Source organism: Leisingera sp. ANG-Vp, assembly GCF_000813725.1.
Taxonomy (GTDB): domain Bacteria; phylum Pseudomonadota; class Alphaproteobacteria; order Rhodobacterales; family Rhodobacteraceae; genus Leisingera.
The window spans coordinates 26,101-52,285 of sequence record NZ_JWLD01000005.1; the positions used below are offsets into that span (position 1 = coordinate 26,101).

Genomic DNA, 26,185 nt, shown 5'->3' on the forward strand with positions numbered 1-26,185 from the left:
GTATTTTTGACCAGAAAGAAACCCAAGGGCAGGCTTCCTGGGCCGGAAAACTGTCAGATCAGCAGGCTGGCGGCGCCTTCGTGCTTCAACAGTGCCACCTTGGTTTCCACGCCGCCCTGGCCCGAGAAGCCGCCAAGGCCGGTGGCGCTCAATACGCGGTGGCAGGGAATGATTACCGGGATCGGATTGCCGCCGCAGGCATTGCCCACCGGCTGCGGCGGGGCTTTGAGGTCTTTGGCAATATCGCCGTAAGTGCGGGTATCGCCAAAGGGGATGGCCAGCATCGCATCGCAGACAGCACGCTGAAAATCAGACCCTTCCACGTGCAGGGGCAAGTCGAAAACGGTCAGCTCGCCGGCGAAATAGGCGCGCAGCTGCGCCAGTGCCTGTTCCAGCAGCGCCGTATGCCCGGTGGCCTCCGCCGACCAGGCGAGCCGCACGATGGCGCCATCCCGTTCTGTCACGCTGAGCGCGCCAACCGGGGTTTCAAGACTGGCTGATATCATGCTGCTGCCCTCCGCAAGACCGGCGGCCAGTCTCCTGCAGGCCGCCGCCGGATGCAAGCCGGGCGCGGCCGGTTAACGCTTTGTTAACCAGCCTTAAGGAAACCTCACCGCATTACATCAAATTATCATAAAGTGAGTTTCAAGAACGGAACTAAGGGTAATCAAATGCTGTCTGCAGTCTCCAGCACCGCCAGCCTTTATAACAGCATGAAGCAGATGCAGGCCGCCTATCAGCGCCAGCCCGCCGTAGCGGAAGCGGGCGGCCAGCCGGTGGATGCCCCGCTGGTGGACGGCAGCACCCAGGGCCTGGCCCGCAGCGTGACCCGCGAGCAGGCCTTGAGCGGCGTGCGCCCTGACTCTCTGACCCCGCAGTACATCGGCCCGGCCCGCGCCGCCGCCCGCAGCGAGGCACTGAACCTCAAACAGGTGAACGGCATCGATATGGCGGCCTACTACCTGGATCTGGCAAACGGCTGCCAGGCCGGGCCCAAACCGGTGAGCGTGCTTGCAGCTGAGGCCGGCTATGCCAAGGCCCGCCGCATTACTGGCTAACATTTCTCCAGACCGGCGAGCACCCTCCCGGCGGCAATCACATTCAAACACTGCCATATGTTAACGCGCTATTAAATCCAGTGCGTTAAGGTTCCTTTAAGAATGGTTCAATGCCGTCGCGAAGGACCCTCTGAATGTTTGTGCCAGTTTCAGGAAGTACTAACCCTATCAAGCCGAAGCGCGGTTTCTTGACCGCCCGGCCCGTGGTCCGTTCAGATGACCCGGGCAAAAGCGAGTCCGCCGAGAACCTGCCGCGCTGGCAGGACGGGCATACGGAGGATGCTTCGCATCCCGGCGACGGCGAATCTTCTGCCGCCCCTTCCGGCAAGGAAGCCGCCGCGCAAAAGGATGAGCCGTTCCAGGAAAATGCGGATCTGGCACGGCATCTGCTGCTGCAACGCGCGGGGCTGCAAGCAAACAGCCGCCCCGGGGAGGCCGCTTCCGCCCCCCACGGGTATGAGGAAGCCAGATCCCTGCAGCCTGGCCAGCCTACTGCAGCTGCGCCCAGAACAGCTCCAGATGGCGCGACATGATCTCCTCGAACCGGCCGCTGCCGCGCAGCTTCTGCAGGCCTGCATTGATCCGGTAGAGGTGAGTGGTGCCGCGCCAGTGGCGCTTGGAAATCACTACGTGAAGGCCCTCCTCCGACAGCGGCTTTTCCAACGGCACCACAGTGTCGCGCAGGTCTTCCTTGACGATGGTATTGGCGCCCAGGAACAGATTCACCGCCGCGGCGTCCGCCTTCCCCTCAGCCACCATGCGGAAACAATCGCCCGGGGTTTTCGGCTGCACCAGGGTGACCTTGTCTTCATCCAGCCAGCGCCGGTCCGAGCGGTTCAGATCATGGGTGAAATACCCGGCCGGACGGCACAATGTCCGGCCTTCGACATCTGAATCCTCTTCATATCCAAAACCGCTGTCAGCCCGAACAAACAGCATGATCGGCATTGTCATCACCGGCTCGGAGAAGTGGAAATTCACACAGCGCTCATTGCCCGGCTCGGCTTCGCAGTCAGGCTTCAGCCAGGGGAACCCCATGTCGAATTCTTTCTTGTCCAGCATCGGGAACAGGTGTTTGGACCAGTCGTCCTCCCAGCTTACCGAATAGCTGACCGGCGACGGCGCCAGTTCCAGCGCCGCATTGACCAGCTCGGTCACCATGCCCTGCCCTGGCAGCCCGCGGTCGGTGAATGGCGCATAGCCGCTCCCCGTGAGCAGCGTCAGCTCCGCCTTTTCCTTGCGAAGCGGCGTTGCATCCGGCGCCGTGGCGCCGGTGACGCAGGGAATAAATAGCTTGCGCCCCGGCAGCACCGTGGCGCCGGCCAGAAGCTTTTGGTTGCGGTAATAAACCAGGGTCCAGCGCTCGCGGTCGCCATAGTGGGTCTCGGCAATCGAAAACAGCGTGTCGCCGGGCTGTGCAACATAGTCGACATCGCAGATGGCCCAGGCCGCGGCCGGAGCGAGGGTAAACGCCGCTGCCAGCTGCAGGATCCGTGAAAAAAGCCGTTTCATGGCGCATTCCTCCTCAGAAGCCGGCCCAGATCCTGGCCATGTGATCCTCGATAATCGCCTGGTAGCTGCCATCCTCCTGGATGCCGCGCAGGCCGCCGTTGATCATGGTCAGCATCTGCTCGGCCTGCGGGTGCGACTTGTGCACCACCACATGCAGGCCTGCGACCGACAGCGGCTGCGGCAGGACGGTGATGCGGCCATCCAGACCGTGGTCCTTGATTGCGGTGCGGCCGGTGAATTCGTTCAGCGCCACGGCGTCCGCCTCCCCTTCCAGCACCATGTCGAAGCAGTCTTTGACACTGTTGGGCTGCTTCAGGGTGATCTTGCCGTCCTTCAGCCAGTTGCGGCCGTTTTCATCCAGGTCATGGGTAAAATAGCCGGCCGGGCGGCACAGGGTCTTGCCTTCGATATCGGCATCCTGGTTGAAGGCAAAGGAGTTGGAGCTGCTGGTGAACAGCAGGATCAGCATCTCGAACATCGGCTCGGAAAAGTGGAAGTTGACGCAGCGGAAGTTATCCGGCGCGGCCTGGCAGTCCGGCTTGTACCAGGGGAAGCCAAGGTCAAGCAGCGCGTTGGACAGCAGCGGTTCCAGATGCGCCGACCAATCGTTCACCCAGTGGATCGAATAGCCTTCCTTGGGGGCTGCCTCAGCCATCGCAGCATCAACCACCTCGTTCAGCAGGCCGCCGTTGTGGGCGGCCTTGGCGGTGAAGGGAGCGAAATCATCTCCAGTCAGCAGGTTGATCCGCTTGCGCACCGAAGCATTGCCCGGCTGCACCTTGACCGGCACCGCCGCAACCGGGGCGGACGCGGAGATTTCCTTGCCGCCCGGCAGGCCAAGGGGCAAACCCTCGAGACAAGCCAGCGACAGTTTCATGCCAACGCGGATGGCGTTCGGCTTGGGGCCGATCTGGTCGATGTTGCGGTTGTGGATGGCGCTCCACTTGCCTGCGTCCTTGTAGAGCTTGTCGGCAATCACCGACAGGCTGTCGCCGGACTGCACGGTATAGAATCCGCCGCAGGTTTCGGCAGCAGCAGAGGTGGCTGCAAGGCCAAACAGGCTCATTGCAGCGGCAGCTATGGTCTTTTTCATGGTCCCCCCGGAAGTCTTATGCACCGCGGCCTGCTCCGGCTCGCGGCGCTTGTCAGTCTTGTTGTTTGCTTGTTGTCCCCGGCTCCGGATTCAGCAACGCTTTGGTAATGGCGCCGGGACCGGCTCCGGCACAGCCGCCGGAACTGAATTCAGTTACCGACGAACAGCGCCAGCAGCGTCGCGGTATCGACACGCCCGTCCGCACCGATCAGGCTGGCCGGCACGGTGATCTCCTGGCGCTCATAGGCGCCGTTCACCAGCTGGTCGATATAGGCCTCAGACTGGCCCTGGGCCGCGGCGGTCATCACCATCTTGAACAGCGCAGTGCCTTCGGCAGGCGCTGCAGGTGCCTCCGCTGCCGCTTCCGGCAAAGTCTGCTTGCTGCGCAATGCCGCCAAGGTGCCCGCAGTGATACGCGCCACCAACTCGTCTTCGCCGCTGGTTTCTGCTGTTTCCAGCGCTGCTGCAGACGCAGCTCCCGAGGGCTGCAGCTCCTCAGCCGCCGCGGCCTCTGCTGCCGCCGTCTGCTGGGGGGCCGGCGCTGCGGTCTCTGCCGGAGCGCCCCCGCCGAACTGGAAGTAAAGCAGCATCGCCGAGGCAACCGCCAGCCCTGCCGCCGCCAAGCCAAGCTTTGGCAGCGCGCTGCCGCCTTCAGCCTGTACCGGTGCAAAGGGCTGCGGTTCAGGCAAAGCTTGCCGGGTTTTTCCCGGCTTTTGTACTGTCTGGCTGGCAGAGGGTTTTTTAGCCGCCGCAGCTGCCCTCGCTGGCTTAGCGGCCGCCGTCTCGGCAGGTTTCGCCTTAGGGTTCCCAGCAGCACCTTTGGCCGCTGGCTTCACTTCCGCCAGCGGTGCCTTGGCCTGCTTTGCCCCTGCACTGGCTTCGCCGTCCTGTCCAGCGCTGCTGGCAACCAGCCCGATTTTCATGTTTTTCGGCGCTGACACCCCTTCAATCCGGACTGCCGTGCCACGCGTTTTGCCCGGCTCACCCGCCGGTTGCGCGTCCGCTTTCAGCTTCAGCATTGAAAACTGCCCCCCTGCTCCATGCCATGTTTTGAAATAACGGCTGAAAATCTTCATGGAATTAACAAATTTTTAACCAATTGTGGAAAACCGGTCAACATCTAGAGGAATCTAAAAGGGTCCGACACAAGGCCACACCCGGAAAAAGTGCGGGAAAGTCCGCAACAACAGCGCAAAATGACAACGCCCGGCCAAAAGGCCGGGCGCTGCTCACAAGCTATAGGCGAAATCAGGCTGTTATCCCAGCGCGCTGTCGCAGCGGCCGCAAACGCCCTCATGGTTGTGGTTGCCCACGTCCGGCAGGATTTTCCAGCAGCGCTGGCACTTGCCGCCATCGGCTTTCTCGAACACCACCGAGACGCCATCCACCTCCGGCATGCGGAAAGCTTCGGCAGGTGCCGGATCGCCGGTCAGCTGGATATCCGAGGTGATGCAGACATCGGCAAAGTTCACCGTCTTGAGCGCCTCCAGCGCCTCCGCGTCGCGCACATGCACCACCGGAGCCGCTTCCAGCGAGGCGCCGATCACCTTGTCGGTGCGCTGCACCTCCAGAGCGGCGGTCACCACCCGGCGGGCCTGGCGGATCTTGGACCACTTGGCGGCCAGCGGCTCGTTCAGCCAGTCGGCGGGCGTGTTCGGGATATCCTGCAGGTGCACAGAGCTGCTCTCGCCCGGGTATTTCTCCAGCCAGACCTCTTCCATGGTGAAGACCAGGATCGGCGCGAGCCAAGTGGTCAGGCGGTGGAACAGGATGTCCAGCACGGTACGCGCTGCGCGGGCGTTCAGGGTGTCGCCATCGCAATAGAGCGCATCCTTGCGGATGTCGAAGTAGAAGGCCGACAGATCCACGGTGGCAAAGTTGAACACCGCCGAGAACACCCCCTGGAAGTCAAACGATTGGTAGCCGGTGCGAACCTTGTGATCCAGCTCGGCCAGACGGTGCAGCACCCACTGCTCTAGCTCCGGCATGTCCGCCGGCTCCACCCGCTGCTCTTCCTTGAAGTCGCCAAGCGAGCCCAAGAGGAAGCGCATGGTGTTGCGCAGGCGGCGGTAGCTGTCGGCGGTGCCTTTCAGGATCTCCGGCCCGATCCGCTGGTCGGCGGTGTAGTCGGTCTGAGCTACCCACAGACGCAGGATGTCGGCGCCATACTGCTTGACGACCTCTTCCGGCACGATGGTGTTGCCCAGCGACTTGGACATCTTCATGCCCTTCTCGTCCAGCGTGAAGCCATGGGTCACCACATTGCGGTAGGGCGCGCGGCCCTTGGTGCCGCAGGCCTGCAGCAGCGAGGAGTGGAACCAGCCACGGTGCTGGTCGGTGCCTTCCATGTAAACATCTGCGATACCGTCCTCGGTGCCGTCCACGCGGTCGCGCAGCACAAAGGCGTGGGTCGATCCGGAGTCGAACCACACGTCCAGCACGTCGAACACCTGGTCATAGGCCTCGGGATCGACGATGCCGTCCAGCACCTTGGCCTTGAAGCCGTCGGTGTACCACACGTCGGCGCCATGCTCTTCGAACTCGGCTACGACGCGCTTATTCACCTCTTCATTGCGCAACAGGAAGTCCGCATCGGTGGGCAGCGCGCCTTTCTTGGTGAAGCAGGTGAGCGGCACACCCCAGGCGCGCTGACGGCTCAGCACCCAGTCGGGGCGGCTCTCGATCATCGAGAACAAGCGGTTGCGCCCGGTCTGCGGCCACCATTTCACCAGTTCGTCGATCGACTTCAGCGCGCGCTCGCGGATGGTATCGCCCATCTCGCCCATGCCGTCGTCCATCTTGCGGTCAACGCTCGCAAACCACTGCGGTGTGTTGCGGTAGATGATCGGCGCCTTGGAGCGCCAGGAATGCGGGTAGCTGTGCTTGATCTTGCCGCGCGCCAGCAGGCCGCCGACCTCAACCAGCTTGTCGATCACCGCCTTGTTGGCATCGCCCTCGCCGCCTTTGCGCGACAGGATGAACTTGCCACCAAAGAACGGCAGATCCGCCCGGAAGGAGCCGTCATCCATCACGTTATAGGTGATCACCTGCTCCAGCATGCCGAGATCGCGGTAAAGCTCGAATTCCTCCATCCCGTGGGACGGCGCGCAGTGGACAAAGCCGGTGCCCTCGGTGTCGGTAACAAAATCAGCCGCGCGGAAATCACGGATATCGTCCCATTCACCATTGCCGCCCTCGGCACCTGCCAGCGGATGGGTCAGGCCGATGCCTGCCAGATCCGAGGCCGGAACGTCCGCGACGCGGGTGTACTGATCCTCAGCCAGGCGCGCGCGTTTGAACACATCCGCCGCCAGATTGTCGGCCAGGATGTATTTCTCGCCCACAGCGGCCCAGCATTCATCCGGGGTGCCGGTGACTTCATAAAGGCCATAGGCAATCTCTTCGCCGTAAACGACGGCCTTGTTTGACGGCATGGTCCAGGGAGTGGTGGTCCAGATCACCACATTGGCGCCCGCCAGCTTGTGGTCCGCAGGCTCAGCCACCTTGAACTTCACCCAGATGGTGAAGCTTTCCTTGTCGTGATACTCGACCTCGGCCTCCGCGAGCGCAGTCTTTTCGACCGGCGACCACATCACCGGCTTCGAACCCTGATAGAGCGTGCCGTTCATCAGGAAGGTCATGAACTCATCCGCAATGACCGCCTCGGCGTGGTAGTTCATGGTCAGATACGGGTCATCCCAATTGCCGGTGATGCCCAGGCGCTTGAACTCCTCGCGCTGGATATCGACCCAGCTGTCGGCAAAGGCGCGGCATTCCTGGCGGAATTCCACCACCGGCACCGCGTCCTTGTTCTTGCCCTTCTTGCGGTACTGCTCCTCGATCTTCCATTCGATCGGCAGGCCGTGACAGTCCCAGCCCGGCACATAGCGGCTGTCAAAGCCCATCATCTGATGCGAGCGGACGATCATGTCCTTGATGGTCTTGTTCAGCGCGTGGCCGATGTGCAAGTGGCCGTTCGCATAGGGAGGGCCGTCATGCAGGGTGAAGGGCTTGCGTTCTGCGTCGCCGCCCTTGGCCGCAGCGGCCTTCTCCCGCAGTTTGTCATAGACGCCGATCTGCGCCCAGCGCTCCAGCCAGCCGGGCTCGCGCTTGGGCAGGCCTGCGCGCATCGGGAAAGCGGTTTTGGGCAGATTGAGAGTGTCTTTGTAGTCAGGCGTCTGGGGCGTGTCGGCGCACATGTGCTGCGTCCTTCGGATGATCAAGGTCGGAAATGGGGATATTCGGTTCGGCGCGATGGCTCAAGCGCCTTTGCCCGGCGGCTCAATGGTTTCAGAGCGCCGGGGATATAATTCGAATAATGATGGCCGCAAAGTGGGACATGACTGGCCTTATAGGCCGGAGCAGCCATAGGGTAAAGCGGCGTATGCGCAGCATTCGAAAAAGCGGGCGTTAGCCATCGCGAGACTACTTGCAGGCCCGCGATGACATGTTCTTAGGAAGGGCCTTGCACGGCGTCAGACAAAAATGATGTCCCCGGCCTTAACCTGGTCACCCTCAACCGTAAGCGTGTTGCCATCGAGGAAGTCAAAGACCATCACACCACCCGACCACGGTGTTGCGTAGCTGAGTATCATAGCAGCATCCCAGCCTTCAGAGGCTGGAAAATCCTCCCTGGAGAAAGCAATTTCGTCCGCGCCTTGGCCAAAATCCGTAATTGAATCGCCACCTGCAGAGAAGACAAATACATCCGCGCCGGTACCGCCAGTCATCTCATCGTTGCCAATACCGCCATTCAGCCAGTCAGCGTAGCTTCCGCCGTCAAGGCTGTCGCTTCCCTCTCCACCTGTCAGCGTGTCATATCCTTTGCCGCCAATCAGCGTGTCTCCGCCGTCTCCGCCGTCCAGCGTATCATTGCCGTTGCCGCCATCCAGTTGGTCTCTACCCGCGCCCCCATAAAGAACGTCGTTGTTCTTGCCGCCGAACAGGCTGTCATCACCGCCATAGCCGCTGAGTGTGTCATCCCCACTTCCGCCGTAAAAGGTGTCCCTTCCAAGCTCGGCTGAATCCCCGTGGATATCATCATCTTTAGATGTCCCGGTGATTTCTGTCGCTAACTCACCGTCCACATAAATGCTGCCGTCAAAAACTTGCCCTCCGTTTTTGATCGTCACGTCGGTAAAATCACGGGTACTGCCATCCTGGACAAACACGTCCTCGCCTGCTGTATCAATAATCTCGATACCTTCGATAATCGCGGACCGGCCAATGACGATCTTGTCGCCTGGATCGGTCTCAAACTTCAGAACATCCGTGGCGGTTCCGTCCTTTACAGAATCGTCCCCGTGAACCTCGTCATTGAATATCAAATCGTCGCTGGTCTTATGGGTGATTGTGTCGCTGCCCCAGCCGCCCCAGATCAGATCAACGCCACTGCCGCCATCGAGTTCATCGTTTTCATTGCCGCCTTCGAGAATATCAGCCCCGTCTTCCCCCAAAAGCGTATCTTTGCCGGATCCCCCGTAAAGCGCGTCACTGCTCTCATTGCCGTTGAGAAAGTCGTCTCCGTTCTCACCAAACAGCGTGTCGTTTTGTGCACCGCCTTCAATCGAGTCATCCCCACTGCCGCCCCAAAGGGTGTCGTCCCCGCTCTTTCCAAGAAGCGTGTCATCCCCTGCGGCACCAAAGAATGTGTCTGCCCCGGCATTGCCGGTAATGGAGTCCCCCTTTCCGGTCCCGATAACTTCTGCTCCCAGGTTATCATCGACAAAAATACTGCCTGTGACGGAGTCAGTTCCATCCGGCCCATCCCTGAACACAATTCCAGAAAAGTCATAAGACCCGTTACCTTGCACGTACAAAGGATTGTCTACTTCTTCGCCGTTCAAGATGGTTTTGCCCGTGTCAATGACTTCGAAACCTTCGAAAATAGCCTCTTTGCCAATGATGATCTTGTCGCCCGGAGACCTTACAAACTTCAGAACATCCGTAGCTGAGCCGCCTTCATCTGAATCGCCATACACTTGATCATTGAAGACCGCGTCATCTTGAGTTCTGTGGGTGATCGTATCATCGCCCCAGCCCCCCCAAATGATGTCAACGCCGCTGCCCCCCTCCAGGGAATCGTTTCCGGACCCGCCATCCAGGAAATCGGCACCCTCCTCTCCCAAAAGGAGATCGTTGCCGGCATTACCTTCCAGTGTATCCGCAACTTCGCTGCCAATGAGTGTGTCGTCCCCGTTAGTACCTTGCAAACCCAAGCCTCCCAAATCTATCTGCGTTAGTATGAAATCAACTTTCAACAACCCAAAGATTAACAAACTGTTAAACAATCGTTAACCGGCAAGGGTTTGCAGCCAGGTCTGCCATCCTGTATCTCCGCGGCCAGTCAGAGGAGCCTGCAATGACCGCAACTGAAACCGCAAACCCGCTGGCGCGGTTTGAGATCACCGCCGCAGATATCTCGCGGGTGGTTGCCGTCTTCTATACGCGGGTGCGAAGCCATGCGGTGCTGGGGCCGGTGTTTGCCGCCCATGTGGAAGACTGGCCCCAGCATGAAGAGAAAATCGCAGGCTTCTGGCGCAATGCGATCCTGCGGGAGCGGAGCTACAGCGGCAATCCGATGCGGGTGCATGTGAGCCGGCCGGATGTGAAGGCGGAGCATTTCCCGCTGTGGCTGGGGCTGTTCCACGAGGTGTTGCGCGCCGAGCTGCCAGAAAAAACCGCGCTGCAGTGGGGTGCCTTGGCGGACCGCATTGGCGAGGGCTTCCGCACTGGTGTCGTTGCGATGCGCCAGCCCAAGGACCAGCCTCCGAAACTGTTCTGAACGCCCTCAGCCGGGGCGCTCCCGCGCCTGGCGGCTGCCCGGCAGTGCCGGACCACCGCAGCAGCCTTGGGCGTGGCTCATGCTGCGCATGAGCCTGGCGCGCCCGCGTCAGGCCTCTTTCGCAAACAGCCCGGTCAGCGCCCGCTGCACCACCTTGCGGGTGCTGGGTTTGCGCGCTTCCGAGAACGGCATCGGGCGGCAGACCTCCATGGCGGCAATCCCCACCCGCGCCGACAGGGCGCCGTTGACCAGCCCCTCGCCGAAGCGGCGCGACAGTTTGGATAGCACCGAACCGCCCAGCACCGGCTCCAGCAGGTCATCGCCTGCGGCCACGGCGCCGGTGGCGGCGAGATGCGCGAGCACCGCGCGGGTGAGCCGCCAGGAGCTGAAGAAACCGGGGCGGCCGCCATAGATGCCTGCCACCCGGCGGATCATGCGCAGGCTGGAGACCAGCGCCGTCAGCACATCCGCCAGCGCCATTGGCACCAGCGCGGTCACCGTGGCCACCTGGCGGGCAGCGGCCTCCACCTCGCGCAAGGCCAAGGTGTCAAGCGGCACCAGCAGCTCATCCTCTGCCAGCCGCAGCAGAGCGTCGCCGTCCATCACCTCCGCCTTCAGTTCCGCCAGCCGGGCCTGGTGCCAGGTGAGTTCCTCGCGGCCGGCATAATAGCTCTCCAGCCGCGCAGTGAATTGGCGGGCCGCTGCCAGATCCCTGCACTCGCCGGCGGCATGGCGCAGCGCATCAACCCGGCGCAGCCGTGCCAGCGCCGCCAGTTCGCGCAAGGCCATCAGCAGCGCCATCAGAGCCAAAGCCGCAAGACCTGCACTCACCGCCCAGCCCAGAACCGGGAACCGGGCGATCAGCCCTGTTGCAAAATCCCAGGCCGCCACGGAGGCGATGGCGCCGGCAACAGCCGCCAGCAGCGTCCAGAACCAGCGGGCCAGCCGCGACGGCCGCTGCGCAGCAAGCCGGGCCGCCTGCTCCATCGCCGGGGGGCGTTCCGCCAGGGAGGACACCTCAGGCACCGGCGGTGCCTCGGCCACCGGCGGCGGTGCGGCCTCCTCTTCCAGGTCAAACAGGACTGGCTTCTTGCTCACGCGGCCGCCTCCTGTGCTGCCCGCCACTCGTAGGTGATATCCGGCAGGCCTTCCTCGTTGTTTGAGCCATCACCGCGGCCGGTCTCGGCAAAGCCTTCGCGCCGGTAGAAACGCTGGGCGCGGGTATTGGCCACGAAGGTATTGAGGGTGAGCCGCGGCGAGGCCGCCTTAGCCGCATCCAAAAGCGCCCGCCCGGCCCCCAGCCCGCGGGCTTCCGGCGCCAGGTAGAGAGAGCAGACCTCTTCCTCCTTGCGCGCCAGAAAACCTTGGATGCGCCCTTCCCGCTCAGCAACGGTCACCCAGCCGCGGTCAATCATCATGCCGCAGAAATAGATCACCTCGGCAGCAGTATAGAGCTTGGGCATCCAGCCGGTGTCCTGCTGGAAACCATAGAGGATGTTCCCTGCCGCCCCGGCATCAAGCGGGGCTGCGGCACGCAGGAAGAATGTGGCAGAGGGGAGTGTCAAAGGGCATCTCCGATCAGGAATTCGGCGGCGCGGTCGAGCCGGATATGCGGCGGACCGCTGCCGTGTTTAAGCGTCAGCGGCGCCGGCGCAAAGGCCATGGCCTGGTAGTCACCCATCAGCCAGCTTTCCGCCCCTTGCCGCGCCGGTGTAAGCAGCTGTGCCGGATCCTCCGGCAGGGCGCCTGGATAGAAAGCTGCCTGCTTGCCGCTTTCCAGCAGAGTGCCGCGCACGCAAGGAAGCGTGCTGCCGTTGTGCGGGCGCATTTCCTCGGTGGTGGTGCGCAGCGAGGCCATGGCAAGCGCTGCGGTCTCCGCCCCGGCAAAGCGGGCCCGGTCCTGTGCTTCGCGGGTGAGGGCTTCGATGATCGCAGTCATCGCCTCGTGCTGGGCGTGGTGCAGGTGGTCGGCTTTGGTTGCGGCAAAGAGGATCTTTTCCACCCGCTTGCCGCCCAGAAGCCGGGTCAGAAAATGGTTCCGGCCCGGCTTGAAGGCGCTGAGAATATCCGCCATCGCGTGGCGCAGATCCTCCACCGCCTGCGGGCCGGAATGGATTGCCGAGAGCGCATCCACCAGCACCACCTGGCGGTCGATTCGGGCGAAGTGGTCGCGGAAGAAAGGTTTCACAACCTTGGACTTATAGGCCTCAAAACGCCGCTCCATCTCGCGCCACAGGCTGCCGCGCGGGGCACCGGGTTCCGGGGGCAAAGGGGCAAAGGTCAGCGCCGGCGAGCCTGCCAGATCGCCAGGCAGCAGGAAGCGTCCCGGGGTGCAATCGTAAAAACCGGCCGTGCGGGCCGCATTCAGATATTCAGTGAAGGCTGCGGCCAGGGCCTGGGCCTGCGGCTCGTCATGCATCTCCGCAGGGAGCGCCTGGGCATTTGCCGCCAGAAAAGCCTGGGCCTGCGGACGGTTTGCAATGCGGGCAAGCACATCCTGCGACCACTCCGAGTATGATTTGTCCAAGAGCGCCAGGTCCAGCAGCCACTCGCCCGGATAGTCGACGATATCCAGATGCAGGGTGCGCGGCCCCTGCCAGCCCGACAGCAGGCCGGCGGGCCGCACCTTCAGACTGAGACGCAGCTCGGATACCGCCCGTGTGCTGTCCGGCCAATGGGGTGACGGCCCGGTCAGGGCCGCGAGGTGGTTTTCATAGTCAAAGCGCGGCACGGTGTCGTCCGGCTGCGGCTGCAGGAAGGCAGCCTCGATCCGGCCCTCGCGCGCGGCATTGAGCTGCAGCATCCGCCCCCGGTCCAGCAGATTGGCCACCAGCGAGGTGATGAACACCGTCTTGCCGGAGCGCGCCAGCCCGGTGACCCCCAGCCGCAACGGACGGTCGAACAGCGCCGCTGAGACACCGCTGGCGGCGTTCTCCACGCTGCTCATCACCCCATCTGCGAGGGAGGTAAATACCAAGGCCCTGATCCTGCTCTGTTCTTGCTGCCTGCAAGATAGGCAGCGCACCAACGGGATACCAGAGCGCACGCAGGACTTGCCCCGCCGCTGTTGCATTGCTACTTGGCCGCCCATGCCGCGTTTTGCTTTGAAAGTCGAATACCACGGAAAGCCTTTTGCCGGCTGGCAAAGGCAGAAGGATCTGCCCTCGGTGCAGGGCGCGATCGAGGCTGCCCTGGCAAAGCTGCAGCCGGGCGAGCATACCATTGCTGCCGCCGGGCGCACGGACACCGGCGTGCACGGGCTGGGCCAGGTGGCGCATTGCGACATGGCCAAGGAATGGGACCCGTTCCGCCTGTCTGAGGCGCTGAATTACCATCTGAAGCCTGATCCTGTGGCGATTGTGGATTGCGCCCGGGTGGACGAAGACTGGCACGCGCGGTTTTCAGCCGTGGAACGGCAGTATCTGTTCCGCATCCTGATCCGCCGCGCGCCCGCCACCCATGACGCGGGCCAGGTCTGGCAGTTGAGCCATGACCTGGACGCAGACGCCATGCAGGACGCCGCCAGCCACTTGATTGGCAACCATGATTTCACCACTTTCCGCTCCTCGATCTGCCAGGCGGCGAGCCCGGTCAAAACACTCGACGAGCTGACGGTGGAGCGGGTGCAGGGGTTCTCGGGGCCGGAGATCCATTTCCACGTCCGTGCCCGCAGCTTTCTGCACAACCAGGTGCGCAGCTTTGTCGGCACCCTGGAGCGGGTCGGCGCGGGCGCCTGGGACCCCGCGGATGTGAAAGCCGCCCTGGAGGCCTGCGACCGCGCCGCCTGCGGGCCGGTCTGCCCCGGGCACGGGCTCTACCTGGCGCGGGTCGGCTACCCGGAGGATCCGTTCGCCTGACACTGCCCTCCCCCGCCGCCCGCGCGCGATTGCGCCCGGAGGCCGCATTTCCCGGCTTTACACTGCCGCCGCTGCCGTGGCTTAGTCCGCCGGATGAAAGGCTTCGCAGGGAGAAAGCAGCATGGCGCTTCTGGTCAATGTCGGGTTTGACAACTGGTACACGGATGAGGAGCTGGCAGCGGAGCTGAAGGCACTGGCCCCGGAGCTGGACATCCGGCCCACGAGCGATGCAGGCAATCTGGCAGAGGTCACCATGCTCGCGACCACCGTGCTGAAAGACGGGTTGCCGGAACAGCTGCCGAACCTGCAGCTGGTGCAGAAACTGGGGGCCGGCGTCGACAGTATCGTGGCCCACCCCAGCCTGCCGCCGCATGTCCGCGTCACCCGGCTGAAGCCGAACGAGCCTGCGCATGAGATTGCCGAGTTCTGCCTCGCCTATGTGCTGCACGGCCAGCGCAACATGGCGCAGCACGAAGCCTCGCAAAAACGCAGCGCCTGGGAGCCGCTGGCGCCGAAACGCCCGACGCACACCACCGTCGGCGTGCTGGGTCTCGGCCATATCGGCGGCATGACAGCAAAGCTGATGCGCGATCTGCGGTTCCGGGTTCTGGGCTGGAGCCGCTCACCCAAGGAAATCGAGGGCGTTGACTGCCGCCACGGTGCAGACGCCCTGCCGCAGATGCTAAGTGAATGCGACTATGTCTGCGCCATCCTGCCCTCAACCCCCGCCACCCGGCAACTGATGAATGACGGGATGCTGGCGTCGATGAAGCCCGGCGCCACGCTGATCAACGCCGGCCGCGGCGACCTGATTGATGAGACCGCCCTCGCCGCGGCGCTGGACAAGGGCACTCCGGGCCGCGCCGTACTGGATGTGGCCAGCCAGGAGCCGCTGCCCGAGGACAGCCTGCTCTGGACCCATCCGGGCGTCACGATCACCCCGCATGTCTCGGGCTGGCACCTGGGCGATGCAATGAAGGATGTGGTGGAAAACTACCGCCGCCTGGAAGCAGGCAAGCCCCTGCTGCACGAAGTCGACCGCCAGCGCGGCTATTGATCCGGACTTCCTTGAAACGGCGGGCCAGACAAGGTTCGACGCGCGCCTGGGCACCGCCAGCATCGGTGAACGCCCCCAGAGAACTGGTAGAGGAAGTTCACCGGGTGAACAGAATCGCAGGCAAGTCGAACCTCGGCAGGTACAATTCAGATCGAGACCTCAAAAGGTCAAAAACGAGGAAAGAGATGTATCGGCACAGCCTGATGCTACTGCATGGTTGCGAACTCTTCAGGTGTCACACTGTACAGAAAATCTGAACCGCTTCCGCCCCATTCGCAGTTCTTCAGTCTTAAACACCAGAACTCCCAATACTTTACCAAACCGCCGTCCGCACCAGGGGTAATCGCAAGTGCAGCATTTAATATTTTTCCATTTTGAAATGATAGAAAATCAAGAAACGGAGTGCGGCCTGAAAGGGCTAGAGGCGGAGTAGCCAGCACTCCAAAGAACAGCGTTACAATCACCGCAGATGTAAGCGCCTTAATCTTCATAGCAGCACACACGTATCTTTTCAGAATGACGGCCTGTCGGCTTTCCTCTTCCGCAACAAACTTCTTTGGCTGTTACCATAATGGCTTCAAACCTGTCATATGAATCCGGAAGTGCCGACCCTCTAAAGCAGCAAGCGCGCTGGCACTGGGTTCTTCAGTCAGCGTTCCACCCTGGGTGCGAGCGAAGAGGAAAAACACGCGGCCCCGGTCGGGGCCGCAGGCTACTTAGCCGATGAAATCCTTGTAACCGGCTTCATCCATGTAATCGTCCATCGGCGACAGGTCCGAGGGCTTCAGCTTGAAGAACCAGGCGCCGCCTTCGGGGTCCTCGTTCACCTTGCCCGGATCATCGGCCAGGGCTTCGTTCACCTCGACCACCTCGCCGTCCAGCGGCGCCAGGATGTCCGAGGCCGCCTTGACCGATTCAATCACCACGATCTCGTCATCCTTGGACACTTCGGTGCCCGGCTCCGGCAGCTCCACATAGACTACCTCGCCCAGCTGCTCAGCCGCATGGGCGGTGATGCCAACGGTGATCAGATCGCCTTCAGGCAGCAGCCACTCGTGTTCCTCGGTGTATTTCATGATCTTGTTTTCCCTTAGAAAAGCACAGGTTTGATATGTGTTGTGGCCGCCAAAAGGGCGCCGCAGGAAACAGAGGCCCGGCGCACCGACCCCTGCATACGCGGGTATACGCTAGCAACGGCCGCGCCCTGCGATCAAGATGCCAAATCGCGGGATCAGCAAGATTTTAGGCGGCAGCGCCGCCCCCCGCCGAAGGTGTCAGAACAGGTTGAAATACTCCGCCTGTTCCCATTCGCTGACGGTGTCCAGGTAGCGTTCCCACTCGAACCGCTTGAGGTGGTGCAGATAGGCCGTCACATCTTCACCCAGCGCCTCCCGGCACAGGCCGGAACCTTCAAACGCAGCCAGCGCCTGGCCCAGCGAACGCGGCAGCTTATCGCTGTCTTCGCTGTAAGGCGACACCGTGGGACGCGGCGCCTCCAGCCCTTCAGACAGGCCTGCCGAGCCCGCGATGATCTGCGCGGCCAGCGCGAAGTAAGGATTGGCGGAACTGTCCGGCGCCCGGTTTTCAATCCGGCTGGCGGCATCGCCCGGATGCATCAGCGCCCGCAGCATGGCGCCGCGGTTGTCCTCGCCCCAGCCGATCCGGTTCGGCGCCAGCTGATAGGGCAGATAGCGCTTGTAGCTGTTCACCGTCGGCGCAATCAGCAGCGAGGTTTCTGCGGCGTATTTCAGCAGCCCCGCCATCCAGGCGCTGGCCGGCGGTGTCAGCATTCCTGGCGTTTCCGGCATGAACAGATTGCGGCCCGTGGCCAGATCCTGCAGCGATTGATGCACATGCCAGCCATTGGCCATGGCATTGTCCAGCCGCGGCTTCGCCATGAAACTGGCATGCAATCCGTTTCTGGCGCAAACCTCCTTGACCATGGTGCGGAACATCACCATCGCATCGGCCTGGGCCATGGCGCCATCGGGGGCAAAGGTGAACTCCACCTGGCTGGGGCCCATCTCGATCTCGACCGACCGCACCGGCAAGCCCAGTTTCTGGGCGTTGCGGCGCAACAGGTCCAGAACGCCTTCCACCTCGCCATAACGGGTCTCGGTCAGATACTGGTAGCCTTGCATCAGATTGCGGGTCTCAACCGGGGCACCGGGACGGCCCGCCTGCGCATGCGCGTCTGCTTTGCCGGCCAGTTCGAAAATGTGAAACTCGACCTCCAGCCCGAAGGTCGCCGCCATCCCCTGCCCGGCCAAGCGGTCCACCGCCCGCTGCAGCACGCCGCCGGAGGCAAAGGGAACCGGCCGGCCGTCCTGAAACACCGGCTCGCAGAAAATCCAGGCGGAGTGGCCCGACCACGGCAGCGCCCGGTAGGTATCGGGACGCGGCACCAGCAGCACATCGCCCGCGCCTTGCATCGGCCCCGCCAGCCCGCTGCCGCTTTCCCAGACCGGAAAAGCGGTGCGGTGCGAGGTGTCCTTCAGCAACAGCGTCGACGGTACATTCAGGCCGCGCTCAAAAATGCCGGCAAAAGCCTCAGCCATCACCGTCTTGCCGCGCAGCAGGCCGTGCTGATCCGGAAACAGCACCCGCACGGTTTCAATCCCGTCGAATTGCGCGCGTGAGGCAATCTCGCCCGCCTTGCGGCAGTCTTCGGGGCCGAGCAGCCCCAGACGGGCCAGTTTGCCAGATGTGAAATCTTGCGCCATAGAGGGCCTCTTGATTAGCAAGCAGCTTGAAATTGCACCTGAAATACCCCCGCGTCCAGCGTGGCAGCGGCATTTGCCGCATATGTCTGTGCATTCCCGGAGCGGTGCCGGATTTGCACCTTGACAGCGTTCAGTAAGCGCACATTGTGTGCAGCATTCGCACAATAGCCGCCAAAACGCGCGGCAGCAATTTCAAGTGACAGCAGGCAGCAGATGACGGTTTCGGAGCAGGACAGGAATATTTCTTCAAGCTTTGCCAAGGGGCTGGCGGTATTGGCGGTGTTTGACGCAGCCACCCCCAGCATGACCCTGGCGGAGATAGCCCGGCGCAGCGGCCAGGACCGCGCCACCGCCCGGCGCGGAGCGCTGACGCTGGTGCAGGCAGGCTACTTGCGTCAGGACGGCCGGATGCTGTCGCTGACGCCGCGGGTTCTGGCGCTGGCCGGCGGCTTCCTTCAAGCCAACCAGTTCGGCCGCAAGGTGCAGCCCGTCCTGAACCGCCACGCCCGCCAGATGGAAGTCGAGGTGACATTGGCGATGCTCGACCAGGGCCGGGTTCTGCTGCTGGCGCAATCCACCGTCGAGCACAGCCACATCACCTATGGCTTCACCGCGGGCTCGCATATCCCCCTGGCCCATACCAGCCTGGGGCGGATGCTGCTGGCCGGGCTGCCGTCCGAAGAGGCGGCAGCCGTTCTTGCAGATGCGGACATCCCCCGCCACACCGAGCAGTCGCTGCAGGACCCCGCCGCCATTCTCGAGCGTGCGGCCCAGGCGCGCGAGCAGGGCTTCTGCATTACTGGCAGCGAGTTTGAAGCCGGTATCACCGGCTATGCGGTGCCCGTCGCGCGCCCGGGCCGCACGCCGGTGGTGGTGGGCAGCTCCGCGCCGCGCGGCCTGCACCCCGAGGCCGATGCCGAACGGCTGCTGCGCGGCCTGCAGCTCTGTGCCGCTGAACTGCGCCAGGCCGAGGCGGTGGATCATCTTTGACGCGCATTGCGGAAAACCCCGCCTTGCAATGGCATCGCCCCGCGCTAGGCTGCAGGGAGAGATTTCCGCAGGAGCATTTCGATGATGAAACAGACTGCACTGGCGGCCGCCCTCTGCGCCGCCCTCGCCGCACCCGTCCTGGCCAAAGGCGTGGAAGGCACGCAAGTGACCGTGCTGGGCCGCGACTGGGTGGTTGCGCCGGTTGAGGACATGGCCGGCCGCTACAGCGCCACCCGGCTCAACCGCGAGCATCTGCCCTTCCGCCCGCCTGCGGTGCTGACTGCGCGCCAGGCGGTCAGAGCTTTGCGCGCTGCAACCGGCTGCAGCGTCAACTTGGACACGATGGTGCGCGACATCACCGGCACTTATTATGCCCAGATGATCTGCCGCAAATAAGGGCGCCTCTGACGCTTGCGCGGTTTGCCTGCGGTTTTCTGAAACATCCTCTTGGGAAATGTGATCATTTTCCCGGAGGCGATGGATTGAGCGGCCCCGGCGTGCCTGCCATAGATTGCGCATGAAACTTGCTATCAACGGATTCGGCCGCATTGGCCGCGCCATCCTGCGCCAGATTCTGACCACATCGCGCGGAGACGGCATCGAAGTGGTGCGGATCAACGACATCGCGCCCTTGGACATGTGCGCCTATCTGTTCCAATACGACAGCACGTTCGGCCCCTTTGCCCATCCGGTAGAGCATGGCGGTGATGCGCTGCAGGTGATGGGCCGCACCATCCCCGTCAGCCATGAACCCGACCTGACCAAAGTGGACCTCAGCGGAGTCGATCTTGTGCTGGAATGCACCGGCATCGCCCGCACCTCGGATGTGGCTGAGCGCGGCATCAAGGCAGGTGCTGGCAAAGTGCTGATCTCCGGCCCCTCCCCGGCCGCCGAGCTGACCCTGGTGCTGGGCGCCAACGAAGAGCAGCTGGGCGATGCCCGCATCGTCTCCAACGCCTCCTGCACCACCAATGGCCTCACGCCGCTGGTCAAGCTGCTGGACCAGATTGCCGGCATCGACACCGCCCATATGACCACCATCCACTGCTACACCAACTCGCAGCCGATGGTGGACGCGCCGCGCGGCGACTTTGCCCGCTCGCGCGGCGGTGCGCAGTCAATGGTGCCCACCACCACCTCGGCGATGCATCTGATCGACGAAGTGCTGCCGCATTTGAAAGGCCGCGTCAGCGGCGCAGCCGTGCGGGTGCCAACCGCCAGCGTATCGGCAATCGACATGGTGGCGCAGCTGAAAACCCCAATGAGCGAAGCAGAATTCACTGCCGCGCTGCGCGAAGGCGTAGAAAGCTCGCAAGTGCTTGGCTGGACCGATATGCCGCTGGTGTCATCGGATCTGCGGTCACGGCCCGAATCGCTGGTCATTGCCGGCCCGGAGACCCGCATGGCAGGCGATGCCCAGGTGCGGGTTTTCGGCTGGTACGACAACGAATGGGGCTTCTCGGCCCGGATGCTGGATGTGGCGCGGCTAATGGCCGGCTGACCCCGGACGCCGCGCTGGCCGCCCTGCAGGCCCGCCGCTGGCGGGCTGTGCTATTTCTGCGGCTGGCGGCTTTGCCCGGCGAGACGCAGCCAGCGGAAAATCAGCATCAGTGCAAACATGCAGACGGTGAGGCCAATCAAGTCGCCCGCTGCATAGATGGCCATCACCGGCAGCTGGTCACCCGGGAAAATCAGCCCTGAAAACACCACCGACTGGCCAATGGAATTGATCACGGACGCCAACGCGCCCGCCCCCAGCAGCCATTTCCATGCCATCCGCCGCGCCTGTCCCGCGAAAAGCGGCCGCCCCAGCAGTTGAAACAGCCCGAAAGCAGCCAGCGCGGACAAAGCACCCACCGCAATCGACTCCAGCAGCACCGGCTGCATCAGCTGCCTAATACCCGCCTCAGTGAACATCAGCTCCGACAGAAAGGCGCCAACAGCCAGCGGCGGCACAGCCTTCCAGCCGAACAGCCAAACGCTGAGCACCCGCACGCCGTGCGGAAGATAGACCAGGCTGGCAAAAACAGTAAGTTCGGGAAAAAACAGCTTTTGCACTGGTGTCACAACCCAGGCGGTCAGCCCGTGGCAAACAATGTAGACGGCGGTGATGACGGCAAAAGCCTGCAACCGGGACAGGATCGTTAGGATGTTTATCATAAACCCGGTTTAGTCTTCCGGTGTCGGCATCGCAACCAGATGTTGTGTGCAACTACTGTGCCGAGGGATCAAAACAGACCACATAGTGCTTGGCCCTGGTTCCGCCCGCACGCTCCAGAAACCCCATTTCCAGCAGTGATTTCAGCGTCCGGTGATAGGTCGCTTGGGCAATCCCCTGCACCAGGCGGTGGCTGCGGATCTGATCGGATTGCACCGGGTCGCCAGGTTTGGCTGTCAGCGCATGGGCGGCCAGAAACACATCCCGCTCGACCGGGCTGAGACGGTCCAGGCCGATGTCGCGCTCCATCTGAAACAGCATGTCGCGCAGCTCGAATATCGATTTCAGCCTTTCCAATACCCTGTCCCCGCTTAACACGCCTTCTGCTTCATCTGCTTAAAATGATACCACGCAAAATTATCAAACTGACAATTATATAGACAGTAATATCTCGCGTGGTATCATTCCCGCCAGGCATGGCTTCATGTGAGTGGTGGCTGCGCCTGACGTTAACCCAATGTAGCTTTGTTAATCAGTGCCAGCTCCGGCAGTTTCGGCTGCCGGAGCTGAACTGAATAGTACATTTTCCCTTCCGCTTGCCAAATCATATTTACCGCCATTTGTTCCGCTCGGGCGCCAAACCGGCGGGAATGCGCACGACCGCACCGCCCGCCTGGCTGAGAGCAAGCCGTGCGCGGCAATCCGCCGCTGCAGCGTCCGGGCAGGTTCCTGGCGGAAAGCTGCCGCTTTGCTGGTTCCATCCCGCAAAATTCCCGTGCTAGGCTTGGCTCAATGCGCCTGCTGCCCTTCCGGGGGCCAGGCCGGATTTTACGCCCGCTGCCGGGAGCAGATATGAATTTTCCTTTCCGCCCGCGCCATCTGGCGCGCGCCGCTGCCTTCAGCCTCCTGACCCTGCTGCCGCCTGCCGCCTTTGGTGCCGAGGCCGTCCTGCAAGCCCCCGGCGCCGATGCCGCGCTGGAAGAGCGGCTGCGCGGCGCCTCTGCTTCGGTGGCGGCCAGCGGCGAAACCAATGTGCAGGAGCTGCTGGCCGCCGCCCTGTCCGACTACCGGACGCTTGTGCAGGTGCTGTATGATGCCGGCCATTTCTCGCCGGTTGTGAACATCCGCCTCGACGGGCGCGAGGCAGCGCGGATCCAGCCGCTGAACCCGCCCAAATCCGTCTCCAAGGTTGAGATCACCGTGCAGCCCGGCCCGCGCTTTGCCTTTGGCGCGGCAGAACTGGCGCCCTTCCCGCAAAACAGCGAGGTGGACATTCCCAAAGGCTTTGCCCCCGGCCAGCCGGCCGGCACCGGGGTGATCCGCGACGCGGCGATTGCCGGCGTCAAGGCCTGGCGCCGCGCGGGCCATGCCAAGGCGCGGGTCTCCGAACAGAACATCACCGCCAACCACCTTCAGGACCGGCTCGACGCCCGGCTGCGGCTGGCGCCAGGGCCGAAACTGCGCTTTGGCCGGATGCGGATCGACGGTGACAGCTCGGTGCGTGACGACGCCATCCGCCGCATCGCCGGCTTTCCGTCAGGCGAGGAGTTCCACCCGGATCTTGTCGCCAAATCCGCCACCCGGCTGCGCCGTACCGGCACATTTTCAACCGTTGCCCTCAGCGAAGCGGAACAGCCCAATCCGGATGGCACCCTCGATTTCACGGCCCAGGTCGAGGATCTGCCGCCGCGCCGCCTGACCTTTGGCGCCGAAATCAGTTCCTCGGACGGTGTTGAGCTGTCCGGCAGCTGGATGCACCGCAACCTGTTTGGCGCCGCCGAGAAACTGCGCATCGAGGCCCGCCTGAGCGGCATCGGCAGCAGCAACGACATCGACGGCCGCATCGCGGTGCGGCTGGACCGCCCCGCCGCGCTGGGGCCGGATGACCTGATTTTCTACCTCGCCGAGGCTGAACGCCTGGACGAAGAGCACTACACCGCCACCCAGCTGCTTGCCGCCATCGGTGCCCGGCGTACGTTTTCGGACATATTCTTTGCCGAGGCCGCGGTGGGCGTCTCTTCCACCCTGGCGACGGATGTCTTTGGCAAACGCCGGTTCAAATACCTGGCGGGCCGTATCCGCGCAGAATATGACGCCCGCGACAGCCGGGTGAACCCGGCCAACGGCTTTTTCCTGCAAGGCGGCGCCACACCGTTCATCGGCATCGACGGCAGCAAATCCGGCCTGCAGCTGAAAGGCGACGGGCGCGCCTATTCCGGTCTGGGCGCCGATGACCGGATCGTTTTGGCCGGCCGGCTGCAGATGGGCTCGGTCATCGGCCCCTCCCTCAGCGAGGTGTCCCCGACCCTGCTGTTCTTCTCCGGCGGCGCCGGATCGGTGCGCGGGCATGAGTTCCAGTCGCTGGGCGTCCCGGTCGGCACCGGCACCGCGGGCGGGCGCAGCTTCCTGGCCCTGTCCGGAGAGGTGCGGGGCAAAGTCACTGAAAAGATCTCGCTGGTTGGATTCTATGACATCGGCTTTGTCGACGCGGACAGCGTTGTCTCCGGCTCCTCAGCCCGCCACGCAGGCGCCGGCCTCGGCCTGCGCTATGACGTGGCCGGCATCGGCCCGCTGCGGCTTGACCTGGCCTACCCCGTCGACGGCGGGTCCGAGGACGGGCTGCAATTCTACATCGGCATAGGACAGGCGTTTTGAGACAGTATCTAGCCTGCGGTCTGGCCCTTGGCCTCACCCTTACCCCCGCCCTGGCGCAAGACAGCGCCGAGGAGAGCGGCGGCCTGCTGGTCGATTTCCTGGAAGACACGCTGTCCGGCGACAGCCGTTACATCAGCGTGACCGGGCTGGAGGGGGCGTTCTCCTCGCAAGCCACCATAGAAAAGATCACCGTGGCCGACGCAGACGGCATCTGGCTGACCATCGAGGGTGCAGAACTGGACTGGAACCGGCTGGAGCTGTTGCGCGGGCGGTTCTCGGTCAACCAGCTGTCGGCAGAACGCATCGCGGTGGAGCGCGCGCCGGAACCGGTGCCGCAGGACCCTGAGCTGCCTGCGCCGGAGGCCGCGCCCTTTGCCCTGCCGGACCTGCCGGTTTCGATCGAGCTCGGCCAGATCAAAGCAGACCGGATCGAGCTGGGCGAGGCTCTGGCAGGCACCGCGGCCAGCCTCTCGGTCGAGGGCTCGCTGAAACTGGCGGACGGCGCGCTGGACACCAAGCTGGACGCCGCCCGGCTGGACAAGCCCGGCGACCACCTGCGGCTCACGGCGGGCTATGCCAATGAAACCCAGCAAATCACCCTGGACCTGGCGCTGCAGGAGGCGCCGGGCGGGCTGATCTCCCGCAGTCTGGACCTGCCGGGCCGCCCTGACCTGCTGCTGACCGCCAAGGGCGAAGGCCCAGTCAGCGATTTCACCGCCGGCATCAGCTTTGGAACCAATGGCACCGAACGGCTGGCGGGCCGGGTTGTGCTGGCGGCAAGCCCCCTGCCCGCAGATGCCGCGCCAGAGACACCGCGCAGCATCGCTTTCTCCGCTGACCTTGGCGGCAATATCGATCCTCTGCTGCCGCCGGTGCACCGGCCCTTCTTCGGCCCCGGCCTGCGGCTGAACGTCAAAGGCACCCGCGCAGGCAGCGGCGCAATGGTTCTGGACACGCTGGTCCTGCGCACCAATGCGCTGCAGGTGACCGGCGCAGCCTCCCTGGATGCAGGCGGCAAGCTGGACACCGCCAACCTGAAAACCGCCATCACCCCGCCCGCAGGCCAGGCAGCTGTTACTCTGCCGGTTGCAGGCGGCCAGACCACGCTGGCGGCAGCAGATCTGCAGCTCACCAAAACCTCTGAAGGCAGCTGGACCCTGGACGGCATCCTGAACCAGCTGAGTCACCCCGGCGCCCTGATCGGCCAGGCCGAAATTGCGGGCCGCGGCACCCTGGACCAAAGCAGCGGTTTTGCCCTCGAGGGCCGCCTGACAGCGGGCCTCAGCAATTTCCAGCCCCGCGACCCGGCACTGGCCAAGGCCACAGGCGACGGCATCCGCTTTGAGGGCACGCTCAGCACCAAGGGACCCGGCGCACTGCGGATCACGGATATGGAGCTGCGCGGCAACGATTTTCAGGCCGCCGGCGACGTGGCGCTGGACGGTTTGGAAAGCGGACTGAAAGTAACCGCGGACCTTGCTGCAGGCGCTGCCGATCTGGCGCGCTTCTCGGAGCTGGCCGGGCGTCCGCTGGGCGGCGCGGTGCGCGGCGCGGTCAAGGGGTCCTTCACACCGCTTTCAGGTGCCTTTGCCACCGATCTGGAGGTGATCGCGCAGGACCTTTCCGCCGGTATCGCCCAGGCGGATGAGCTGCTGGCAGGCACCACCACCCTGCAGCTCAAGGCCGCGCGGGATGAGGACGGCATCGCCATCGACCACTTTGACCTCTCAGGCAGCGCTATTGCCGCCACCGCCGCCGGCACTCTCAACAGCGATGCCGGACGGATGGAGATCACCGCCGAACTCAGGCAACTGGAGGTGCTGGTGCCGCAAAACCCCGGCACGCTGGCGCTGGCCGCCACCCTCACCCGCAACGGCAACCGGCTCAGCGGCGTCGCGGAGCTGAGCGGCCCGCATACCTCCAGCGCCAAGCTGGACGGCTCGGTCACGCTGGAGGGCGATGCCGATTTCAGTTTCGCAGCCGCGCTGCACGAGCTGGAACGTTTTGTGCCGCAGCTGCCGGGCAAGCTGAGCGCCGATGGCACGGCCAAACGCCGCAATGGCGACTGGCAGTTCTCGGCCGCGGTGGCAGGGCCCACCGGCTCTGCTGCGGACTTCGAAGGCAGCTTCCGGGAAGGTGACGGCAGTGCCGATCTGCGGTTTGATGCGGCGATGGAACAGCTGCAGCGGCTGGTTCCCGACCTGCCTGGCCGGCTGACCGCCAAGGGCACCGCCAGCCGCCGCGAAGGCACCTGGACGGTGGAAAGCACCGCCAGCGGCCCCGCCGGTATCGACAGCC

Annotated in this window: 22 protein-coding genes and 1 pseudogene; 9 read left to right on the plus strand and 14 right to left on the minus strand. The window is 63.5% G+C overall.

The window, feature by feature from the left end:
* Positions 1–53: 53 nt before the first annotated feature.
* Complete coding sequence (locus tag RA20_RS02400) at positions 54–506, minus strand: methylated-DNA--[protein]-cysteine S-methyltransferase (protein WP_039124274.1); 453 nt, start codon at positions 504–506, stop codon at positions 54–56.
* A gap of 165 nt (positions 507–671) precedes the next feature.
* On the opposite strand from RA20_RS02400, the gene RA20_RS02405 reads away from it, so the two are divergent.
* Positions 672–1,058, plus strand: a complete 387-nt coding sequence (locus RA20_RS02405) for a hypothetical protein (protein ID WP_039124275.1) — start codon at positions 672–674, stop codon at positions 1,056–1,058.
* Between the two features lie 489 nt (positions 1,059–1,547).
* On the opposite strand, the gene RA20_RS02415 is transcribed toward RA20_RS02405, so the two are convergent.
* From RA20_RS02415 to RA20_RS25275, 5 genes are all read right to left on the minus strand, one after another.
* The gene (locus tag RA20_RS02415; RefSeq protein ID WP_039124279.1) at positions 1,548–2,570 is read right to left on the minus strand and encodes a transporter substrate-binding domain-containing protein; all 1,023 of its coding nucleotides are present in this window, start codon (positions 2,568–2,570) and stop codon (positions 1,548–1,550) included.
* A gap of 13 nt (positions 2,571–2,583) precedes the next feature.
* Positions 2,584–3,663 carry a transporter substrate-binding domain-containing protein gene (locus RA20_RS02420; RefSeq protein ID WP_039124280.1) on the minus strand — a complete coding sequence of 360 codons (1,080 nt, stop codon included), beginning with the start codon at positions 3,661–3,663 and terminating at the stop codon, positions 2,584–2,586.
* A 149-nt stretch (positions 3,664–3,812) separates the two neighbouring features.
* Positions 3,813–4,352: a hypothetical protein gene (locus RA20_RS26050; RefSeq protein WP_241482200.1), complete on the minus strand. Its 540-nt coding sequence runs from the start codon at positions 4,350–4,352 to the stop codon at positions 3,813–3,815.
* A 567-nt stretch (positions 4,353–4,919) separates the two neighbouring features.
* On the minus strand, positions 4,920–7,862 hold the full coding sequence (gene ileS / locus RA20_RS02430) for an isoleucine--tRNA ligase (RefSeq protein WP_039124284.1): 2,943 nt from the start codon (positions 7,860–7,862) through the stop codon (positions 4,920–4,922).
* 276 nt (positions 7,863–8,138) lie between these two features.
* Entirely contained in the window at positions 8,139–9,953 is a 1,815-nt protein-coding gene (locus RA20_RS25275; RefSeq protein WP_152618418.1) for a calcium-binding protein, read from the minus strand.
* A gap of 71 nt (positions 9,954–10,024) precedes the next feature.
* Here RA20_RS25275 and RA20_RS02440 point away from each other — a divergent pair, with 71 nt between their 5' ends.
* The gene (locus RA20_RS02440) at positions 10,025–10,447 is read left to right on the plus strand and encodes a group III truncated hemoglobin (protein ID WP_039124287.1); all 423 of its coding nucleotides are present in this window, start codon (positions 10,025–10,027) and stop codon (positions 10,445–10,447) included.
* Between the two features lie 108 nt (positions 10,448–10,555).
* Here RA20_RS02440 and RA20_RS02445 read toward each other — a convergent pair whose 3' ends face one another.
* From RA20_RS02445 to RA20_RS02455, 3 genes are read right to left on the minus strand one after another with little or no spacing between them, the layout of a single operon-like run.
* Entirely contained in the window at positions 10,556–11,545 is a 990-nt protein-coding gene (locus RA20_RS02445; protein ID WP_039124317.1) for a YcjF family protein, read from the minus strand.
* Positions 11,542–12,012 carry a GNAT family N-acetyltransferase gene (locus RA20_RS02450; protein WP_039124289.1) on the minus strand — a complete coding sequence of 157 codons (471 nt, stop codon included), beginning with the start codon at positions 12,010–12,012 and terminating at the stop codon, positions 11,542–11,544. Before RA20_RS02450 ends, RA20_RS02445 begins: the two co-directional genes overlap by 4 nt.
* Complete coding sequence (locus tag RA20_RS02455) at positions 12,009–13,424, minus strand: YcjX family protein (RefSeq protein WP_082017891.1); 1,416 nt, start codon at positions 13,422–13,424, stop codon at positions 12,009–12,011. The genes RA20_RS02450 and RA20_RS02455 overlap by 4 nt, the downstream gene beginning before the upstream one ends.
* 112 nt (positions 13,425–13,536) lie before the next feature.
* Here RA20_RS02455 and truA point away from each other — a divergent pair, with 112 nt between their 5' ends.
* Together truA and RA20_RS02465 are read left to right on the plus strand one after the other, a co-directional pair.
* Entirely contained in the window at positions 13,537–14,304 is a 768-nt protein-coding gene (gene truA / locus RA20_RS02460; protein ID WP_039124292.1) for a tRNA pseudouridine(38-40) synthase TruA, read from the plus strand.
* Positions 14,305–14,425: 121 nt separating this feature from the next.
* The gene (locus RA20_RS02465) at positions 14,426–15,361 is read left to right on the plus strand and encodes a 2-hydroxyacid dehydrogenase (RefSeq protein ID WP_039124293.1); all 936 of its coding nucleotides are present in this window, start codon (positions 14,426–14,428) and stop codon (positions 15,359–15,361) included.
* 206 nt (positions 15,362–15,567) lie between these two features.
* Here RA20_RS02465 and RA20_RS25280 read toward each other — a convergent pair whose 3' ends face one another.
* From RA20_RS25280 to RA20_RS02475, 3 genes are all read right to left on the minus strand, one after another.
* Positions 15,568–15,852 carry a hypothetical protein gene (locus RA20_RS25280; protein ID WP_152618419.1) on the minus strand — a complete coding sequence of 95 codons (285 nt, stop codon included), beginning with the start codon at positions 15,850–15,852 and terminating at the stop codon, positions 15,568–15,570.
* 225 nt (positions 15,853–16,077) lie between these two features.
* Positions 16,078–16,437, minus strand: a complete 360-nt coding sequence (gene gcvH, locus RA20_RS02470) for a glycine cleavage system protein GcvH (protein ID WP_039124297.1) — start codon at positions 16,435–16,437, stop codon at positions 16,078–16,080.
* A gap of 198 nt (positions 16,438–16,635) precedes the next feature.
* Positions 16,636–18,084 carry a glutamine synthetase family protein gene (locus tag RA20_RS02475; RefSeq protein WP_039124299.1) on the minus strand — a complete coding sequence of 483 codons (1,449 nt, stop codon included), beginning with the start codon at positions 18,082–18,084 and terminating at the stop codon, positions 16,636–16,638.
* 213 nt (positions 18,085–18,297) lie between these two features.
* Between RA20_RS02475 and RA20_RS02480 the strand changes: the two genes are divergently transcribed.
* The 3 genes from RA20_RS02480 (at position 18,298) to RA20_RS02490 (ending at position 20,575) form a co-directional block, all read left to right on the plus strand.
* Complete coding sequence (locus RA20_RS02480) at positions 18,298–19,074, plus strand: IclR family transcriptional regulator domain-containing protein (protein ID WP_039124302.1); 777 nt, start codon at positions 18,298–18,300, stop codon at positions 19,072–19,074.
* 84 nt (positions 19,075–19,158) lie between these two features.
* Positions 19,159–19,470: a hypothetical protein gene (locus tag RA20_RS02485; RefSeq protein ID WP_241482201.1), complete on the plus strand. Its 312-nt coding sequence runs from the start codon at positions 19,159–19,161 to the stop codon at positions 19,468–19,470.
* Between the two features lie 121 nt (positions 19,471–19,591).
* Entirely contained in the window at positions 19,592–20,575 is a 984-nt protein-coding gene (locus RA20_RS02490) for a type I glyceraldehyde-3-phosphate dehydrogenase (protein WP_039124305.1), read from the plus strand.
* Positions 20,576–20,625: 50 nt separating this feature from the next.
* On the opposite strand, the gene RA20_RS02495 is transcribed toward RA20_RS02490, so the two are convergent.
* Both RA20_RS02495 and RA20_RS02500 read right to left on the minus strand, forming a co-directional pair.
* Complete coding sequence (locus RA20_RS02495) at positions 20,626–21,234, minus strand: hypothetical protein (protein ID WP_052248788.1); 609 nt, start codon at positions 21,232–21,234, stop codon at positions 20,626–20,628.
* Positions 21,235–21,286: 52 nt separating this feature from the next.
* Positions 21,287–21,589, minus strand: coding sequence for a hypothetical protein (locus tag RA20_RS02500; RefSeq protein WP_039124307.1), 303 nt, complete (start codon positions 21,587–21,589; stop codon positions 21,287–21,289).
* Positions 21,590–22,084: 495 nt separating this feature from the next.
* Between RA20_RS02500 and RA20_RS02505 the strand changes: the two genes are divergently transcribed.
* Entirely contained in the window at positions 22,085–23,887 is a 1,803-nt protein-coding gene (locus RA20_RS02505; RefSeq protein ID WP_039124322.1) for an autotransporter assembly complex protein TamA, read from the plus strand.
* Positions 23,884–26,185 (plus strand): annotated as a pseudogene (locus RA20_RS02510) (translocation/assembly module TamB domain-containing protein); the annotation flags it as partial. The gene RA20_RS02505 and the pseudogene RA20_RS02510, both read left to right, overlap by 4 nt.